The 19317-nt window shown below is 67.4% G+C and carries 11 protein-coding genes; 3 read left to right on the top strand and 8 right to left on the bottom strand.

Going from position 1 to position 19317, the window contains the following annotated elements; genetic code table 11:
* Window positions 1-18: 18 nt before the first annotated feature.
* The 5 genes from ON20_RS00115 to ON20_RS00135 form a co-directional block, all read right to left on the bottom strand.
* On the bottom strand, window positions 19-1314 hold the full coding sequence (locus ON20_RS00115) for a DUF58 domain-containing protein (protein WP_040832794.1): 1296 nt from the start codon (window positions 1312-1314) through the stop codon (window positions 19-21).
* 2 nt (window positions 1315-1316) lie between these two features.
* Window positions 1317-2306 (bottom strand): AAA family ATPase, encoded by a 990-nt coding sequence (locus tag ON20_RS00120; RefSeq protein ID WP_051161279.1) that lies wholly within the window; start codon window positions 2304-2306, stop codon window positions 1317-1319.
* Entirely contained in the window at window positions 2303-3376 is a 1074-nt protein-coding gene (locus ON20_RS00125) for a DUF4129 domain-containing protein (RefSeq protein WP_083864405.1), read from the bottom strand. Before ON20_RS00125 ends, ON20_RS00120 begins: the two co-directional genes overlap by 4 nt.
* The gene (locus ON20_RS00130) at window positions 3373-4344 is read right to left on the bottom strand and encodes a hypothetical protein (protein WP_174361834.1); all 972 of its coding nucleotides are present in this window, start codon (window positions 4342-4344) and stop codon (window positions 3373-3375) included. Before ON20_RS00130 ends, ON20_RS00125 begins: the two co-directional genes overlap by 4 nt.
* 78 nt (window positions 4345-4422) lie before the next feature.
* A complete protein-coding gene (locus ON20_RS00135) occupies window positions 4423-6168 on the bottom strand; it encodes a DUF4407 domain-containing protein (RefSeq protein ID WP_051161298.1) in 1746 nt (581 codons plus the stop codon).
* A 995-nt stretch (window positions 6169-7163) separates the two neighbouring features.
* Between ON20_RS00135 and gltB the strand changes: the two genes are divergently transcribed.
* The 3 genes from gltB to ON20_RS00150 all read left to right on the top strand — a co-directional run bounded on the left by gltB (window position 7164) and on the right by ON20_RS00150 (window position 14431).
* Window positions 7164-11834: a glutamate synthase large subunit gene (gene gltB, locus ON20_RS00140; RefSeq protein ID WP_040832799.1), complete on the top strand. Its 4671-nt coding sequence runs from the start codon at window positions 7164-7166 to the stop codon at window positions 11832-11834.
* Window positions 11827-13296 carry a glutamate synthase subunit beta gene (locus ON20_RS00145; RefSeq protein ID WP_040832735.1) on the top strand — a complete coding sequence of 490 codons (1470 nt, stop codon included), beginning with the start codon at window positions 11827-11829 and terminating at the stop codon, window positions 13294-13296. Before gltB ends, ON20_RS00145 begins: the two co-directional genes overlap by 8 nt.
* A 235-nt stretch (window positions 13297-13531) precedes the next feature.
* Window positions 13532-14431, top strand: coding sequence for a cutinase family protein (locus tag ON20_RS00150; RefSeq protein ID WP_083864406.1), 900 nt, complete (start codon window positions 13532-13534; stop codon window positions 14429-14431).
* Window positions 14432-14543: 112 nt separating this feature from the next.
* On the opposite strand, the gene ON20_RS00155 is transcribed toward ON20_RS00150, so the two are convergent.
* The 3 genes from ON20_RS00155 to lysX all read right to left on the bottom strand — a co-directional run bounded on the left by ON20_RS00155 (window position 14544) and on the right by lysX (window position 19205).
* Window positions 14544-15218, bottom strand: a complete 675-nt coding sequence (locus ON20_RS00155) for a histidine phosphatase family protein (protein WP_245546903.1) — start codon at window positions 15216-15218, stop codon at window positions 14544-14546.
* Window positions 15219-15394: 176 nt separating this feature from the next.
* Window positions 15395-15772, bottom strand: coding sequence for a DUF6479 family protein (locus ON20_RS00160; protein WP_040832737.1), 378 nt, complete (start codon window positions 15770-15772; stop codon window positions 15395-15397).
* Window positions 15773-15881: 109 nt separating this feature from the next.
* Window positions 15882-19205, bottom strand: a complete 3324-nt coding sequence (gene lysX / locus ON20_RS00165; RefSeq protein WP_040832738.1) for a bifunctional lysylphosphatidylglycerol synthetase/lysine--tRNA ligase LysX — start codon at window positions 19203-19205, stop codon at window positions 15882-15884.
* Window positions 19206-19317: the final 112 nt, after the last annotated feature.

The raw sequence follows: 19317 nt of genomic DNA on the forward strand, positions 1-19317 counted from the left end.
CCGCGGGACGGACGAGCCCTACACGGTGCCGGATTGCTTGAGTTCCAGGTATGCGTCGGCCAGAGCCTCGGGCAGCCGTTCCGGCGCGGCGGCGACCACGGATATACCCATCCGGCGCAGCGACTCCCGAACGAGCGACTGCTCGGCGATCCGGGTTTCGGCGGCGGCCGCGCGGTAGACGGCGTCGAGGCCGGTGCGGTGGCCGGCCGCGGCGGCGATCTCGGGGTCGGTGACCGAAACGATCATCACCCGATGCCGACGGGCCGGCACCGGGAGCACGGGCACCAGGTTTTCCGTGACGGCGGCACCGTCGAGACCGGTGAACCAGACGATCAGTCCGCGCCTGCGGGACCGCTGGACGGCCGCACGCACCAGGCCGTTCATATCGGTGTCGACCAGGGCGGGTGTGACACCGGCAAGGGCGTGCATCAGTTTCGGCTGCAGCCCCCGCCCGCCTTCGGCACGCACTTCACACCGGACGCTGCGGTCATAGGCGAGCAGGCCGACCATATCGCCCGCCGCGGCGGCGAGTCCGCCGAGCAGTAGGGCCGCTTCGATCGCGGCGTCCAGCCGGGTACCGTCACCGGCGCGGCCCGCGCTGATCCGGCCGGTATCCAGCAGCATCAACACGTGTCGGTTGCGTTCCGGCCGCCAGGTGCGCACCAGCACATCGGTGGCCCGGGCGGTGGCGCGCCAATCGATGGCACGGACGTCGTCGCCCGGAACGTATTCCCGGAACGAATCGAATTCGGTGCCCTGGCCGCGCAGTATGGCCAGGTTGCGCCCCTCGAGGTGCTGAAGCTGTTTCGCCTTCGACGCGAGCAGCCGCTCACTGCGAAACGGCGGCAGCGCCCGGACCCGCGCGGTGACCGTATGGCGGGTCTGCCGGCCGGCCATACCCAGTGGGCCCAGTAGCCGCAGGGTGATCGGGCCCGCCGTGCGGTCCCCGCGTCGGGTGGGGGTGAGTGACGTACGGAGGCGGGTACGGGTACCGGGCGCGAGATCGAGACGGTGCTCGCGCTGTGCCGGGCGGGTGCTGTCCGGCCAGTCATCCCACAGAAGTCCGCGGATTCGCCGGCCACCGGTATTCGTCACCACCAGCTCGATCTCGATACTCCGGCCCAGACGCACCACCGACAGCGGCGTCCGTTCCAATAGCAGATCGCCGGCCCGACCGGTCATGACGAGGTCGATCGCCGTCAGCGCGACTATCGCCAGGCTCGCGAGGACGACACCGAACCACGACGGGACCGCGAAGGTGACCAGCGCGGCCGCCAGTGCCGCCGCGGCGACCAACCGACCCGTGACAACCATGATCACACCGGAACCGGAACCGACAGCAGCAGGGACGACATCACCTGCTCGCTGGTCACCCCGTCCAGCTCTGCTTCGGGCTTCAGTTGCAGCCGGTGCCGCAGCACCGCCACGGCCACCGCCTTCACATCATCGGGGGTGACGAACCCGCGGCCGTTCAACCAGGCCAGGGCGCGGGCGGCGGCCATGAGCGCGGTGGCGCCACGGGTGGACGCACCGTGCTGGACGGCCGCCGCGGTCCGGGTGGCCCGGCAGACATCGACGATATAGGCGAGTACCTCCGGTTTGATGGCGACCTGGGCGATGGCGGCCCGGGCGGCGGCGATATGCGCCGGACCGGCGACCGGACGCAGACCAGCGGCGTCCAGGTCCCGCGGATCGAACCCGGCGGCATGCCGTTGCAGGATGTGGAACTCCTCGTCGCGGCCGGGAAGTCGGATATCGACCTTGAACAGGAATCGGTCCAGCTGTGCTTCCGGCAGTGGGTAGGTCCCCTCCTGCTCGATCGGATTCTGGGTGGCGACCACCATGAACGGATCGGGCAGCGGGCGGGGGTGCCCGTCGACGGAGACCTGCCGTTCTTCCATCGATTCCAGCAGGGCGGACTGGGTTTTCGGTGGCGTGCGGTTGATCTCGTCGGCCAGTAGCAGGTTGGTGAACACCGGACCCTGGCGGAAGGTGAACTCCGCCGAATGCGGATCGTAGACCTGCGAACCCGTGACATCTGCCGGCATCAGGTCGGGCGTGAACTGCACCCGGGCGTGCTCCAGGTCGAGAGCGGTGGCCGAGGCGCGGACCAGCAGCGTCTTCGCCACGCCGGGAACACCTTCCAGCAGGACATGGCCGCGGCACAGCAGGGCGAGTACAAGGTACATGACGGCGTCGTCGTTGCCCACCACCGCCTTGCCGATCTCGGTGCGCAGCGTGGCCAACGCGGTCCCGGCCTCGGCCGCGGTCGGGGCGGTGGTCTTACTGGTGTCGATGCTGGTCATCCGATCTCCGCTTCGATCCATTCGAGTTGGGCGGCAATCAGTTCCACGGTGGATGCGTCGGGAACCGGGCCGTAGAGAACAGTGCCGATCAGCCGCGGATCGGCGTTGATACAGGTCGCGATCGCCGCGACCAGTGCATCCGGTGTGTCACCTGCGGTAGCGCCGAGCGTGCGGCGGACGCGGCGCAGGGTAGCGGCGCGCAGAACGGCCGCGATATGTTCGTGGTCACCGGACCGGCGGTAGAGCCCGGCCTGGCCGGTGAGCAGTTCATCGGCTGCGACCTCCACCGGGCGTGGTTCGCCGACCAGCGCACCGCGACGACGGGCCCGCCACCAGACCAAGAGCACGGCGGCGACGAGAAACTGCAGACCGCCGAAGGCCACCGGCGCCGGCAACCGGCCGAAGATGGAATCGGAGCCCACGAGCTCTGGCGGGTCGATATCGCCATCCCGAGGCGGGGGAAGGTCCGGCGGTGGAGGCGAGTCGGGTGGCGGAGGCGGCGCGGACGGTGCGGCGCACGAGTGCAGACCGGCCCACAGCAGTAGGGTGAGTAGGACGAGCGCCATCAGCGCGATCCAGAACCGGTGATCACGGAGTAGTTCCGGCAGCGGCAGGGACCGGCGGACGCGGTCTTTCCTTTTCTCGGAGTCCACCTCGATCGGTTCGGTGGCGGGTGGGGGCGCCGCGGCGGAGAAGACATCGGCGGCTTCCAGCCTGCGATATTCGTTCTCGCCGGCGGGACGGCCGCCGTAGACGACTTCGTCGAAACCGAAGGCGGCGGGCGGCAACTCGGCGTACTGCTGCAGCGGCAACGCCGCGGCTGCCTCGTCGACGGTTTCCCGGGCGGTCCGGGAACGCCGCGCCTTCAGGATGCCGTGCTGTTCCAGACCCCGCAGCATCGCCCGGAATCGTTCCCGTAAGGCGGTATCGAAATCCCGGCGCGCGGCGGCTGCTTCCGCTGCCGCGCGGTGCACCTCGGCGGCCTCCAGGCGCGGTGTGCCGGGCACCGGGTCGAGCTCGGAGCGTGGGCGATCGGGGTCGGACGGTGGTGTCTTGTCCATATTGATCATCGCCGGCCTCCGAACGGTTCGGTGCCCGGGTACCCGGCCGGCATCGGCGCGCCCACGGCGACCGGTCGGGTACCCGACGGGGAGCCGGGAACCGGGATGTCCAAACCCTCTCGGCGGCACCGTAGATCGACGTAGCACACCACCCGGCTGCTCGCCTCCACGATCTCACCGAAGGCGACGAGCAACAGCGCGGCCGAGGAGAGCAACACGATGAACGCCCAACGGTGGGTGCCGGAGATATCGCTGATGAACAGCGGGATCGCCAGCAGCGGGATCGCCAGCAGCCCGAACAGGAGCCGTTGACAGATCCACAGACCCGCTCGTGGCCACAGCACACTCCGGGCCAGCATATGCGCGCGGTCCATCGCGGCCCGGGCGGGCAGTCCCTCCGCCATGATGATCGGTACCGCCACGAACCGCTTCGCGCGTAGCCGGCCGAGCCAGACCAGTCCGATCGGCCCGATGAACGACAGCGGAGTGCTGATGAGCAGGACGCCCACCCCCACGAGAGTGAACAGCGCCTGGAACAGCAGCAGTGGCCGCCACCGCGTCCCGAACCGGGACAGGGCGGTCCGCCATCCGATCGGTTCGGCGAAGACACGAGCCAGTCCGACGGCGGTGCTCACCCCGCGCAGCACGAAGCGGAGCAGCCAGGCGCAGCACATCGTCGCCAGAATCGCCGCGAGCGTGGTTCCACCATCCGAGCCGTCGGTCAGATGGGATATCCCGCCGGTGGCTCCGACCACCGCCAACTCGCCGACCAGCAGCAGGATGCCCGCGAATCCGGCCAGCCGGCCGATATCGGGCTGGATGAGTGCGAACGGAACGTCGAGCAGCTCGCGGAAGGTCAGGGGGCGGACCGGCACCGTCGTATCGCGGGGTCGCGATCGCGGATCCGTTCCCGCCCCGACGGCGCCGCCCGCGTCGGCGGCCGGCAGCACGCGGCCGAGTCTAGTGGGTGCGGCCACCGTCGGTCCGTCGATAGCCCCCCGATGACGGGCTTCGGCGGGCGGTATGACCGGTGGGTGCGAGCGGAGCGGTCCGGGTCAGCGGCCGGGAGGGAGTTGAGGCGGGCTCGGTCGGTTCGGCAGGGCGATTGCGCGAGGCGCCGAGAGTTCATCGTGATCGACGGTGCTCGGTTCGCCTTCGATCGAGGCGGTATGCACCGTGACCGTCTCCGGATCGGTGTAGCCGACATCGACGACCGTGGCCGCGATGTGCCGGCCCCGGGTGGGCTCGGGGGAACGCGGTGGTACCTGTTCGGTGCCGGTATCCACGGTGACCTTGCGTGTTCGGCGCAGGGTGAAGGTGATCTCCTCGGCCTCCTCCCACACCTGGCGGGCGGTGCGCAGCGGCTGGGTCGCGGTGTCGATCGCGGTATCGATGGCGGCGGTGACGAACGAGGGGACCAGCGGTCGGAGCCGGCGGGCCGCGATATCGGTGAACGGAACGGTGCCGATCAGTGGCAGTTCCAGTCCACCCGAGCCGGCCTCCCGCTCCGCCCGCACGGCGGGGAGCCGGTCGGACTGCGGGCCGACGGATGCCGGGAGTGCGGCCGGTCCGTCGGGATGGGGTGGGGTCATATCGGGGGAGCTTTCGGGCAGGGGGCGGTTCCGCGTGGCCGGTTCTCGGCCGGCCGGCGCGGCAGAGCGGCGAAGCGACTCGGTGACCCCGATCTCGAGTCCGCCGATGGCGGCGATGACGCGGGTCCGCTGCTGTTCCCGGGCGATGGCGGTATCGGCCTCGGCGGCCAGGCGGGCCGCGGTCAGTTGTTGCTCCGCGCGCAGGGTTTCGGTCTCGGTCCTGATCTGGGCCTGTTTCTCGGCGATTGTCGCATCCGCGGCGCGTTCGGCCCGGTCGCGTACCGCGGCGGCGGCTCGGCGTCGCTCCTGTGCGGTCTCACCGCGCCACCACCGCAGAATGAGCGGCAGCAGGGCGAGCAGGACGAATGCGACGGTCCCGAGCAGACGCAGGAAGAGCACGCCCGGAGAGGATGTGGTGTGGTCGTGCATGGCCGTCCAGCGGGCACCGAAGCCACGGTCGGAAGTGGCGATCGCGGCGGCTTCGGCCTCGTCCAGCTCGCGTCGTGTGTCCGTGATCCGCTGGTCCAGTGGGGCGATTCGCGCCTGGGCGGTCCGTAGCCGGGCGCGGGCGTCGTCGAGCATGGTTTCGGCCGTCTGTGCCTCCGGGCCGCGTCCCGGTACACCGGTGATCTTGGTCTGCGGGCACTGCGGCGTCGGGTTGTACTCGCATCGGGCGGTGACCAGGGCATTGTCGATGGCGGTCTCGGCCTCGGCGATGGTCCGGTCGAGCGCGTCCCGGTCGGCGACAGCGCGGTCGAGTTGGGTACGGGCGGCGCGGACTTCCGGGGCGGCGGAGGCGGAGGCGGCGGCGCGTTCGTCGAGTGCTCGGTCGATCGTGCCGTCGAACAGCACCGTGGCGGCGAGTTCGGCGAGCAGGACTCCCGTCAGTGCCGCTACTGCGATCCGGCCCGCCACGGCCGGACGGTTCGGTGCGCCGGCGGGCAGATCGGGGCGTCCGGTCTGTTCGGCTCCGGCCAGCGCGCGACCGATCAACCCGGCGACGAATCCGATCACCAGTGCGACCGCCATGGCGGTTGGTATCGGCCAACCACCGGAGAGGCCCAGTGCCATCAGGGTGATTCCGGCGGCGACCAGCGCGAAGACCGTAACGCTCGCACCGGTGACGAGGTAGCCGGTGCGTTCGTACCCGTTGGTCGGCTCGGCCGGTTGGCCTCCGCCGAGCCAGAGGAATATGCCGGTGATGGTCATGGGAGCCACATCCTCTATGTCCCAGGATTTCTCGGGCACGTGCCAGTTCGCCGCGTCGTGTGTCGGCGCGGGCGGAAGCCTTCGGTCCGAACTGTGGGTGGACGTGGGGCTCGAACTGTCACTGATTCGTTGTTCCAGCGTGACAGGCCGCGCCCGGGATACCGAGTGCGAACGGGGGTCTGTGGTCGGTGTCACAGTGGAAAAATCGGGCGTTTCCGCGCACCCGTATTCCCCTTGGGTGGCCGGTGGATCCAGGGTTCGTCAATGGGTGCGGAAAGTGTGTCCAATACCACTGAGAGACGGTTTGCTGGATGTGTGCCCAGCCCCATAATGTTTAAAACAGGCCGGACGGTCGGATCATGTTACGCGCTTGTCACGCCGCTGCCGCCAACGTCTCGTTCCGGCGGTGGCCGATTAGCCGCGCGCGGGCGTGTTTGCTCGGTCCCATTGCCGGGAATTCATCTTCGACGCAGGTGAGCGTGGGTCCGGGAGCGCGACGTGGCGCCCCGGAACGGCTCCGCCCGGCGGATCGATGCTGCTCGGAAGGGGCCGATCGGGTTCCGTCCGCGCCCGCCCGCTGCTTTACACTGAATAACACGCATATGTGGAGGATCGGATGAAGAAGCCCAGCTAGTTCTGTTTCTTAGGGGAACCTTGGTTGGTTGGGCTCCGGACCTGACTTATCGTTTGCTCTTACGTCGAACAGGAATGTCCGGCGGTGAGCGCACGCTCGGACAAACCGCTGTGGTGGCCGAGCCAAGCGGGCGAACCCCGCTCGGAGGTAGGGACACGTAAGCGTTCTGTTACCCCGGGCACCCGCAGAACAGGCGGGTGGACAACTTCAGACGTGACTGCACGCCGAAGACCATCAGCGCGGCTGGTTTCCGGAACGTACGGACGCAGTCGGAGACGAAAGCGTTCGACAGCTCAGGCGTTCGACGGGCCATCCGATGGGCCGTACCACGTCGAATGTCGACTTTCTCGAAGGCAGAGGCATGACGCAACTTCCTGGCCACAGGTCGCCTGGCCCCATCGGGCTCTACGACCCGGCGAACGAGCACGACGCCTGCGGCGTCGCATTCGTTGTCGATATGCACGGCCGTCGCAGCCGTGACATCGTCGACAAGGCTATTACGGCTCTGTTGAACCTGGAGCACCGCGGTGCCGCCGGCGCCGAGCAGAACTCCGGCGACGGTGCGGGCATCCTGATCCAGGTCCCGGACCGCTTCTTCCGGGCCGTGGTCGATTTCGAGTTGCCCCCCGAAGGCTCCTACGCCACCGGCATTGTCTTCCTGCCGCAGGCCCGCCGAGAAGCGGCCCGCGCCGCCTATCGCGTGGACAAGATCGTCAAAGAAGAGGGCCTGGCGGTGCTGGGCTGGCGCGAGGTGCCGATCGATGAATCGTCGCTGGGAGCGCTCGCCCGCGACGCCATGCCCACCTTCCGGCAGATCTTCATCGGCTCTCCCGCCGGGGCCGCCGAGCAGCTGTCCGGGATGGACCTGGAGCGGCGCGCCTACGTGATCCGCAAGCGGGTGGAACGCGAACTGGGTAAATCCGGCCCGGGGGAGGGTGCGGTCGGCAGGGAGACGGTCTACTTCCCGAGCCTGTCCGGACAGACATTCGTCTACAAGGGCATGCTCACCACGCCGCAGCTGCGGGCGTTCTACCCGGACCTGCAGGACGACCGGGTGGAAAGCGCCCTGGGCATCGTGCACTCCCGGTTCTCCACCAACACCTTCCCCTCCTGGCCGCTGGCCCACCCGTTCCGTCGGGTGGCGCACAACGGTGAGATCAACACCGTCACCGGTAACGAGAACTGGATGCGCGCGCGGGAGGCGCTGCTGCGTTCGGAGGTGTTCGGCTACGACTCGGCGGGCAAGAACCGGCTGGAGAAGATCTTCCCGGTCTGCACCCCCGGCGCCAGTGACACCGCCCGCTTCGACGAGGTCCTGGAACTGCTGCACCTGGGCGGGCGCAGTCTGCCCCATGCGGTGCTGATGATGATTCCCGAGGCCTGGGAACGCAACGAGAACATGGACCCCGCCCGGCGGGCGTTCTACGAGTACCACTCGATGCTGATGGAGCCGTGGGACGGTCCGGCCTCGGTGTGCTTCACCGACGGCACCGTGATCGGCGCCGTGCTCGACCGCAACGGCCTGCGCCCCAGCCGGATCTGGGTGACCGAGGATGGCCTGGTCGTGATGGCCTCCGAGGTCGGTGTGCTCGATATCGACCAGTCCAAGGTGATCAAGAAGGTCCGCTTGCAGCCGGGCCGGATGTTCCTGGTCGACACCGAGCAGGGGCGGATCGTCGGAGACGAGGAGATCAAGGCGAAACTGGCCGCCGAGCACCCCTACCGAGAATGGCTCGACGCCGGGGTGAAGCATCTGACCGACCTGCCCGACCGTCCGCATGTGCACATGTCGCACGACCGGGTGCTGATTCGGCAGCAGATCTTCGGCTACACCAACGAGGAACTGAACCTGCTGATCTCGCCGATGGCCCGTACCGGTGCCGAGGCGCTCGGTTCGATGGGCACCGACACCCCGATCGCGGTGCTCTCGGCGCGCCCGCGGCTGCTCTTCGACTACTTCTCTCAGCTGTTCGCGCAGGTCACCAACCCGCCGCTGGACGCTATCCGGGAAGAAGTAGTGACCAGCCTGCTCCGGCATGTCGGTCCGGAGGGCGATCTGCTGAACCCCACCCCGGACTCGTGTAAGCAGATCGCCATCGAGCAGCCGCTCCTGGACAACGACGAGCTGGCCAAGCTCCTCCACATCAACGACGACGGCAGCCATCCCGAACTGCGTTCGGTGGTGGTGCGTGGTCTGTACCCGGTCGCCGAGGGCGGCGAGGGGCTGCGCAAGGCGCTGCGGGCGATCAACACCCAGGTCTCGGCCGCGATCGACGGCGGGGCCCGGATCATCGTGCTCTCCGACCGCGAGTCCAACGAGAAGCTGGCGCCGATCCCGTCGCTGCTGCTCACCTCGTCGGTACACCATCACCTGGTACGCGAGCGCACCCGGACCATGGTCGGCCTGGTGGTGGAGGCCGGTGACGCCCGCGAGGTGCACCATATGGCCATGCTGGTCGGCTTCGGCGCCGCCGCGATCAACCCCTATATGGCGTTCGAATCCATCGAGGACATGCTCGAACGCGGTGCGCTGCACATGCCGAACAGCACCGCGAGCACCGACGGCAAGGCCGGGTTGGCCGCCGACTACCGCAAAGCGGTCGCCAACTACAACAAGGCCGCCGGCAAGGGTGTGCTGAAGGTGATGTCCAAAATGGGCATCTCCACCATGGCCTCCTACAACGGCGCCCAACTGTTCCAGGTGATCGGTCTGTCGCAGGAGCTGGTGGACGAGTACTTCACCGGTCTGCGTTCGCATCTGGGCGGTATCGGGCTGGACGAGATCGCCGCGGAGGTGGCGGCCCGGCACCGGGTCGCCTTCCTGGAGAACCGCAACGAGCGCGCGCACCGCGAGCTCGAGGTGGGCGGTGAATACCAGTGGCGGCGCGAGGGTGAACACCACCTGTTCAACCCGGACACCGTCTTCAAGCTGCAGCACGCCACCCGCAGCGGGCAGTACTCGATCTTCAAGGAGTACACCAAGCTGGTGGACGATCAGTCCGAGCGGCTGGCCTCGCTGCGCGGTCTGTTCAAGTTCAAGACCGGCGCGCGCTCCCCGATCCCGATCGAGGAGGTCGAGCCGGCGAGCGAGATCGTCAAGCGGTTCTCCACCGGCGCGATGAGCTACGGCTCCATCTCCGCGGAGGCGCACGAGACGCTCGCCATCGCCATGAACCGTCTCGGGGGCCGTTCCAACTCCGGCGAGGGCGGCGAATCGCCGGCCCGTTTCGAGCCGGAGGAGAACGGCGACTGGCGGCGCAGCGCGATCAAGCAGGTCGCCTCGGGTCGGTTCGGCGTGACCGCGCACTACCTGACCAACTGCACCGATATCCAGATCAAGATGGCCCAGGGCGCCAAGCCGGGCGAGGGCGGTCAGCTGCCCGCGCACAAGGTGTATCCGTGGGTGGCCGAAGTGCGGCATTCGACACCGGGCGTCGGCCTGATCTCGCCGCCGCCGCACCACGACATCTACTCGATCGAGGACCTGGCGCAGCTCATCCACGATCTGAAGAACGCGAACCCGCAGGCGCGGATTCACGTGAAACTCGTCGCGGAGCCCGGCGTGGGCACCGTCGCGGCGGGTGTGTCCAAGGCGCACGCCGACGTGGTGCTGATCTCCGGCCACGACGGCGGTACCGGCGCGTCGCCGCTGACCTCGCTCAAGCACGCGGGCGGTCCCTGGGAGCTCGGCCTGGCCGAAACCCAGCAGACACTGCTGCTCAACGGTCTGCGCGACCGGATCGTGGTGCAGGTCGACGGCCAGATGAAGACCGGTCGCGACGTTATGATCGCCGCGTTGCTCGGTGCCGAGGAATACGGTTTCGCGACCGCTCCGCTGGTGGTGTCCGGCTGCATCATGATGCGGGTCTGTCACCTGGACACCTGCCCGGTGGGCGTGGCCACGCAGAACCCGATTCTGCGACAGCGGTTCACCGGTAAGCCGGAATTCGTCGAGAACTTCTTCGTGTTCATCGCCGAAGAGGTCCGGGAACTGTTGGCCCGGCTGGGCTTCCGCACCCTGGACGAGGCTATCGGCCGGGTCGATCTGCTCGACACCACCAAGGCCAAACAGCACTGGAAGGCGAGCAAACTGGATCTGTCGCCAATCCTCGACGATGTCGAGACGGCGTTCATGTACCAGGACCGCCGCTGCACCAAGAAGCAGGACCACGGGTTGGACCGGGCGCTGGACAACGAGCTCATCGCGCAGAGCCGCGACGCGCTCGAATTCGGCAAGCCGGTGAAGATCGAAACCAAGATCACGAACGTGAACCGGACGGTCGGCACCATGCTCGGCCACGAGGTGACCAAGCTCTACGGCGGTGCCGGCCTGCCCGACGACACCATCGACATCACCTTCACCGGTTCCGCGGGCAACAGCTTCGGCGCGTTCGTCCCGGCGGGTATCACCCTGCGGGTGCGCGGCGATGCGAACGACTATGTCGGCAAGGGGCTTTCGGGTGGCCACCTGGTGGTGCGCCCGGCGCCGAACGCGCCGGCGGATTTCGCCGCGGAGCGCAACATCATCGCGGGCAACGTGATCCTGTTCGGCGCGACCAGCGGCAAGGCGTTCATCAGCGGTGTGGTCGGAGAACGGTTCGCGGTCCGCAACTCGGGCGCCGTCGCGGTGGTCGAGGGCGTGGGTGACCACGGCTGCGAGTACATGACCGGCGGTCGGGTCGTCATCCTCGGTGAGAGCGGACGCAACTTCGGCGCCGGTATGTCCGGCGGTATCGCGTTCGTCTACGACCCCGACGGTGTGTTCCCGGCCCAGGTCAACCCCGAACAGGGCGATGCCATCGAACCGCTGTCCGGGGACGACTTCGGCTGGTTGCACGACATCGTCACCGAGCATCGCGACCAGACCGCGTCGACTGTCGCCGAGCGGATTCTGAGTGACTGGTCGCAGCAGGTGAACCACTTCGTGAAAGTTATGCCACGCGAGTACAAGAAGGTACTTCTCGCTATCTCCGAAGCTGAGAAGAGTGGCAAGGACGTCGACGAGGCGATCATGGAGGCCGCTCGTGGGTGACACCCAAGGATTTCTGAAATACACACAGCGGGAGCTGCCCGCCCGCCGCCCGGTGCCGCTGCGCCTGATGGACTGGAAAGAGGTCTACGAGCAGGGTTTCCCGCACGAGACCCTGCAGCGTCAGGCCAGTCGGTGCATGGACTGCGGTATCCCGTTCTGCCACAACGGGTGCCCGCTGGGCAACCTCATCCCGGAGTGGAACGACCTGGTCTACTCCGACCGCTGGCGCGATTCCATCGACCGGCTGCACGCGACCAACAACTTCCCGGAATTCACCGGGCGGCTGTGCCCGGCGCCGTGCGAGGCGTCCTGTGTACTCGGTATCAACCAGGATCCGGTGACCATCAAACAGGTCGAGGTCGAGATCATCGAGAACGCCTTCGACGAGGGCTGGGTCGCGCCGGTGTACCCGACCCGGCTGACCGGTAAGAAGATCGCCGTCGTCGGCTCCGGGCCGGCGGGTCTGGCCGCCGCACAGCAGTTGACCCGTGCCGGGCACACCGTGACCGTGTTCGAGCGGGCCGACCGATTCGGCGGGCTGCTGCGCTACGGCATTCCAGAATTCAAGATGGAGAAGCGCTTCATCGACCGCCGGCTGGCGCAGATGGAGGCCGAGGGCACCATCTTCAAGACCGGGGTGAACGTCGGTGTCGACATCACCGCCGAGGAGTTGCGCGAACAGTTCGACGCGGTCGTGCTGGCCGGTGGCGCCACCCAGGCCCGGGATCTGCCGATCCCCGGCCGTGACCTGGACGGTATCCACCAGGCCATGGAGTACCTGCCGTGGTCCAACCGGGTGCAGCACGGAGATCCGGTCACCGATGCCGAGGGGCTGCCGCCGATCCACGCGCGCGGTAAGAAGGTCGTCATCATCGGCGGTGGCGACACCGGCGCCGACTGCCTGGGCACCGCGCACCGCCAGGGCGCGGCCGGCGTGCACCAGTTCGAGATCATGCCGCGTCCGCCGGCCGAGCGCGCCGGCTCCACCCCGTGGCCGACCTACCCGCTGATGTATCGCGTGTCCTCGGCGCACGAAGAGGGCGGCGAGCGGGTGTTCTCGGTGAACACCGCGCGGTTCGTCGGCGCGGACGGCAAGGTCACCGGCCTGGAGGCGCACGAGGTGACGATGGTCAACGGCCGCTTCGAGAAGGTGGAGGGCACCGACTTCACGCTCGAGGCCGATCTGGTGCTGCTGGCGATGGGCTTCGTCGGCCCCGAGAAGCCGGGACTGCTCACCGATCTGGGCGTCGGTTACGACCAACGCGGAAATGTTCAGCGCGACAAGAATTGGGCCACCAATGTGCCCGGTGTTTTCGTCGCCGGCGATATGGGCCGCGGTCAGTCGCTGATCGTCTGGGCCATTGCCGAAGGGCGTGCCGCCGCGTCCGCGGTCGACCGTTATCTGGAAGGCGAGACCGCTTTGCCGTCTCCCATCACCCCCACCATGGTCGCCCAGCGCTGAATTACGCTCGACCAGGGCGCCTGCCGGATTCCTTCCGGCAGGCGCCTTTTATATGACCGAAACAGGACGCGCTGGTCTCTTGGATGGCGCGCCGGGGCGGGGGGCCTTATTGTTATCTCCCGGAGTGGTCCGGAAATACGGATGTGAACGGCGCAGTTCTCGATGTATCCGTCGGGTCACGGACGTGGCGATATCGGGGTGCCTCCCAGTAGAGGCAATAGGGAACTGGAGCGGTATGCAGTTGAAAAAGATTGCCGCGGCTTTGGGTGCGTGTGCGACGGTCGCATCCGGACTGGTATTCGGCAGCGGCGCGGCGTCGGCGGCGCCCGGCTGCCCCGGTCTGTATGTGGTGGCGATCCCGGGCACCTGGGAAACCGGCCACGATCGGACGCCGCAGCCCGGCATGCTGGCCGGGGTCACTCGTGGCCTGCCGTCCTCGGCGAAGGTCGATTATGTGACCTACGCGGCGACCGCTTTCCCTTGGGAGGGCGATGTCTACGGCAGGTCCAAGAAGGAGGCCGTGGACAATGCGCGCGGTATGGTCTCGGCCATGGCACAGCGCTGCGGGGCGACCAAGATCGCCCTGGTCGGCTACAGCCAGGGGGCCGACGCCGCCGGTGATCTCGCCGCCGAAATCGGTACCGGGCTCGGTGTCGTTCCTCCCGACCGGGTCGCCGGTGTGGGGCTCATCTCCGATCCGCGTCGCTCGCCGACCGATGTCCAGGTCGGCCCGCCCGCTCCCGGCGCCGGGGCCAGCGGTCCGCGGGTCGGCGGTTTCGGCTGGGTCAGCGACCGTGTCCGGACCGTCTGCGCCGTGGACGACCTCTACTGCTCGACGGCCACCGATGATTTCGTCACCCGCTTCGCCGGTTTTCTCGTACAGGCCTCCGACGCCAATCCGGCGAACCTGTGGCGCTATCAGCTGGAGGCGGCGGCAATCGTCAACGATCTGATGACGCACGGCGGGGTGCTGACGCTGAATCAGCAGCTCAGTGAGAACGCGAACGAACAGCGGGCCAAGGACCTGGAGCAGTTCTACAAGTCCCAGGCCCACAACGGCTACAGCAGTTATCGGGTGGGTGGCGGTCAGACCGCTATTTCCTGGATGCACAACTGGATCGCCGGTATGGCCTGATCCGAAACCGCGGATCTCCCGACCCGAACGGCCACCCGACCCGCTATAGGGTCGGGTGGCCGTTTGTCTGCCGAGGGGTATCGGTGGCCCGAGCCGGAACTCGGTATCGCGTTCAGGAACGCGAGGCGATATTGCGGGGCAACAAATCCCAGACATGACCGTTCTCGTTCACCGTTGCCGCGGTACGTCGACCGGTCCGGGAGAACAGGATTCGGGTGATCGAGCAGTAGTCGATCGGAAAGGTCAGCGGGCGGGCGAGACCGAGCAATTCCTGCAGAGTGACATTGATGACCCCGCCGTGGGTGAAGGCAACCACGGTATCGGCCGGATCGGTGGTCGAGGCGATCTCGGTTATCGCATCGTGTACCCGCATGCGGAACGCGTCCGCGTCGATCTGCGTGGGCAGGAAACCGGCCTTGATCCGATCGTAGGATTCCCGGAAGTCGGCCTTGGCATCCTCGATCGGTATGTAGAACGGGAGATCCCGGTCGTATTCGGCCAGATCCTCGACGATATCGATGGTCGATCCCAGCTTCGCGGCCATCGGTGCGGCCGTTTCCCGGGCACGCCGTTGCGGGCTGCTGATCACCCGGCCGATCCGATGGTGGCTCAGCGCGGTCGGCACCCGCTCGGCCTGTTCCACCCCGATCGGAGCCAGTGCCGGATCGGCGGCCGGCGTCGTTCCCGACGGGGACGGTCCCGCGTCATCGGGCAGCGGCGCTCCCGATTCGATAGCGGCCTGCTCGATCCGCTGGGGCTGCGCATGACGAACGAGTATCAACTGCACTCGATTACTCTGCCCCATCCCGCCGACAGGTCACCATCCGGGCGCCGACGGGCGCCGCGGGGAATATCGGCGTGTGCTCCGGGGCGGCCCCGAATGCGAGCCGGACAGCAGTCGGCCCGGCTCGCGGGGGTATGCGAGCCGGGCGGTTCGGCGTGTTTTCGCTTCGGCGGTCGGTGTTACCGGGGCGGTGGATACTGACCGCCGCCCTGCGGGGGATAGGGGTTGTTCGGGTCCTGGGGGTAGCCGCCCTGCGGAGGGTAAGGGTTGTTGGGGTCCTGGGGGTAGCCGCCCTGCGGAGGGTAGGGCTGTTGCGAGAATTGGCCGGGAGGCTGCCGATTGTCGTTCTTCTTCCGCCTCATCAGGAAGATCACGCCGACGATCAGGAGGACGACGACCACGCAACAGATCAGGCCGAATAGCCCGAAGCCGCCACGACCCTTACTCCTACTCCGTTTACGGGCCTCGTATTCCAGCGCGGATGTCAGAACATCCGGACTCGCCCAGGTCGAATGGTCCAGCAGGCTCGCATTGGTGAGCAGGTCAAGATGGTGCAAAGGAAACCCCGATCTCGATGATGTCCGGGCGCCTCCTCCTGCGCGCCGGATCGCTCCCACCTTACTGGCGTCGCCACGGCGGTGGAACCATTTCCGGCACTCTCTGGATTCAGCGTGGTTTTACCAGTGGAAATGGGAGAGTTTCGCGGATGCTGCGGCCGGTGATCAGCATGACGAGTCGGTCCACGCCCATCCCGAGCCCACCGGTCGGCGGCATAGCGTGCTCGAGTGCCAGCAGGAAGTCCTCGTCGAGTTCCATCGCATCCGGGTCGCCGTGGGCCGCGAGCATCGACTGCTCGATGAGCCTGCGCCGTTGTTCCACCGGGTCGGTGAGCTCGCTGTAGGCGGTGCCGAGTTCTACGCCCCACGCGACCAGATCCCAGCGCTCGGTGACGCCGGGAACGCTGCGATGCTGCCTGGTCAGCGGCGACACCGAGGTGGGGAAATCGATGTAGAAGGTCGGTTCCTCGGTGCGTGACTCGACCAGGTGCTCGTACATCTCCAGCACCACCTGGCCGGCATCCCAGCCGTGTTGGTAGGGCACCTCGGCCTTGTCGCACAGCGCGCGTAATTCATCCACCGGCGTCGCCGGGGTGATCTCGGCGTCGATCGCCTCGGACACCGCGCCGTGCACCGTCTTCACCCGCCACTCACCAGAGATGTCCACCTCCTCGAACGCGCCGTCGCTGCCCGGTCGCAACACCACCATCGCACCGTTTGCCGCGATCGCGGCGTTCTGGATGAGCCGACGGCAGGTGTGCATCATGCGCTCGTAATCGCTGTGCGCCTCATACGCCTCGAGAATGGTGAATTCGGGATTATGGCTGTAGTCGACGCCCTCGTTGCGGAAGGTCCGTCCGATCTCGAACACTTTTTCCATACCGCCCACGCACAGGCGCTTGAGATATAACTCCGGCGCTATACGCAGACAGAGGTCGAGATCGTAGGCATTGATATGGGTGGCGAATGGCGCCGCGTTCGCGCCGCCGTGCACCTGTTGCAGGATCGGCGTCTCCACCTCCAGATATCCCAGCGAGTTCAGTGAGTCGCGCAGCGAACGCAGCACGGCACTGCGCTTGGCCAGCACCTCCCGGATCTCGGTATTGATCGCCATGTCGATGTAGCGCTGCCGCACTCTGGCCTCGGGATCGGCCAATCCCTTCCATTTGTCCGGCAGCGGATGCAGGCATTTGCCCAGCATCCGCCAATCCGCCGCGAGCAGCGACAGTTCACCGCGCCTGCTGTGCCCGATCCGGCCGCTCACTTCGATCAGGTCGCCGAGATCGAAGAACTCGCCGAATCCGGCGCTGTGCTCGGCCCCGACCCGGTCGCGATCGATGAGCAGCTGGATGTCGCCGGTCCAGTCGCGAACCAGCGCGAAGACCACGCCACCGTGGTCGCGGATGCGCAGCAGCCGGCCGCAGATCCGGACCGTGGTGCCGCGCGGGGAACGCCGCGCCTCGGCAATGGTGTGCGTCGGCGGGTAGGCGACCGGGTAGGGGTCGATCTCCGCGGCGGTGAGGCGCGCGAGCTTGTCCATGCGCACCTTGACCTGCTCCGGCCTGCGTGGTCCCTGCGTTTCGTCCGCCACGTCGGTGAGGTCGTCGGACGCGCTGCCGTCGGCGTGCAACCCCGTGACGGTCGCGGGCACCGCTGTGTGCACACCGGTGTGGGTCACCATATCCGGCTCCTTGCCGAACCGCGGCAGGAAGCCTTCGGCCAGCGCGCCGGCCACCGCGACCCGTAGCAGCTGCCTGCGATCTTCGAACAGAAAGAACCGGGGTACCCAGCGCGGCTGGTATTTCACGTTCGAGCGATACAGCGCCTCGAGCTGCCACCAGCGGGAGAAGAACAGCAGTACGCCGCGCCATAGCCGCAGCACGGGACCGGCCCCGATCCGACCGCCTTCCTCGAATACCGAGCGGAAGACCGCGAAGTTCAACGACACCTTGGTGATGCCGTACAGTTCGGAGTTCAGTGCGAGCTGGGAGATCATCAGCTCCATCACGCCGTTCGGGCCACCTGGGTCGCGGCGCATCAGATCCAACGACACGCCGGTGCGGCCCCACGGAACCAGCGACAGCATGCCCAGTACCCCGCCCTGTGAGTCGACCGCCTCGACCAGCAGGCAGTCCGCGTCCAGCGGATCGCCCAACCTGCCGAGTGCCATGGAGAACCCGCGCTCGGTCTCGGTAGTGCGCCAGTTGTCGGCACGGGCGCTGATCCAGGGGAACTCCTCGGCCGGGATATCGCGGTGCCTGCGAATACGTACGACGACACCGTGCGCACGCAGCCGGTTCGCGGCCTGGCGCATCGGTTTCATCTCGGCCCCGGCCAGTGAGAAATTCCTGGTGTCCAGGATGGCTTCGTCGCCGAGGCGCAACACCGAAAGGCCTGCCCGCCGATACGCCGTCGCGCCGAGCTCGCTCGCGCCCATCACCGCCGGAGCCCAGCCGAATCGGTCGGCCAGACGCAGCCACGCGTCAATAGCCTGCGGCCACGCCTCTCTGATGCCGATCGGGTCGCCGCTGGCCAAGCAGACACCCAGCTCGACACGATAGGTGACCGCCGCTTTGCCGCTGGGCGCGAACACCACCGCCTTGTCCCGCCGAGTGGCGAAGTAACCGAGTGAATCCTCCACGTCGGAACGCTTCAGCAAGCCCCGGATCGCCGACTCGTCGGTGCGAGTCATCGCGTTTGCCGCCCGCTGCGAGCGCAGCAGAATGACGACCGCCGTGAGCAGTGCGATGGCGCCGAACAGGCCGAGCATGAGGTTGATGAACGGGCGCGGCTGCCCATCGAAGTGCTCGTTGTCCGCCAGTACCGCCGCGGTCACGCGGTAGAGCGCCCAAGCGGGTCGCTGCACTCCTGGCGGTAGCGTGCCGGGAAACAACTCCACCAATCCCCAGCCCAGCAGTGCGCTGAGTGCCAGGCCGCCGACCAGCACGCCGGCCGCTTCCCACCCCGCACCGCGGCGCACCTTCGTGTAGAACTCCGGCCAGGCCGCGACGAGGACGACGAGCACCAGCAGATGCACCACCAAGGCGACCAGCGCGTGCATATCGGCGCGATGGGTGAAGGTGACGACGTTGACCACCGTGTAGACCCCGATATAGCCCAGCAGCAACCACCAGGCGATTCGTTTGCGGCTGGTGATCGCACCTGCGAGCAGGCCGACGACCAGCGCCCACATCAGGTTGGTGTCCGGCGCGTCGAAGTAATAGCTATCGATATAGTGACGCGGCACTCGTGTCAGGAAACGTAATGTCGGAGACAGACTCCACAGGAAGCACAGCACCGCGAACACGCCGAGCGCTAATCCCGCGATATGCGGCACTTCCGAAAATCGCCCGTGTCCCCTATGCGGAATCGGCGGTGTCGGTCTCTCCGACGGCGCCTTGGCGTCGAGGTGTTGCTGAGCTTGCGTGGACATCACGAGACCAGTCTGTACACAGGGGTGTCGGATATGCCACGCCTACGATGCGGCGTGTTCGCGGTTCGTATTCACCGCTACTTCGTCGCCGTTGCCGAAGGTCGCGGCCCGG

This window comes from Nocardia brevicatena NBRC 12119 (assembly GCF_000308495.1).
Lineage (GTDB): Bacteria > Actinomycetota > Actinomycetes > Mycobacteriales > Mycobacteriaceae > Nocardia > Nocardia brevicatena.

Coding starts and splice junctions, on each gene's coding strand:
- ON20_RS00115 (WP_040832794.1), bottom strand. CDS start 1,314: ATGGTTGTCACGGGTCGGTTGGTCGCCGCGGCGGCACTGGCGGCCGCG.
- ON20_RS00120 (WP_051161279.1), bottom strand. CDS start 2,306: ATGACCAGCATCGACACCAGTAAGACCACCGCCCCGACCGCGGCCGAG.
- ON20_RS00125 (WP_083864405.1), bottom strand. CDS start 3,376: ATGATCAATATGGACAAGACACCACCGTCCGACCCCGATCGCCCACGC.
- ON20_RS00135 (WP_051161298.1), bottom strand. CDS start 6,168: ATGACCATCACCGGCATATTCCTCTGGCTCGGCGGAGGCCAACCGGCC.
- gltB (WP_040832799.1), top strand. CDS start 7,164: ATGACGCAACTTCCTGGCCACAGGTCGCCTGGCCCCATCGGGCTCTAC.
- ON20_RS00150 (WP_083864406.1), top strand. CDS start 13,532: ATGCAGTTGAAAAAGATTGCCGCGGCTTTGGGTGCGTGTGCGACGGTC.
- lysX (WP_040832738.1), bottom strand. CDS start 19,205: ATGTCCACGCAAGCTCAGCAACACCTCGACGCCAAGGCGCCGTCGGAG.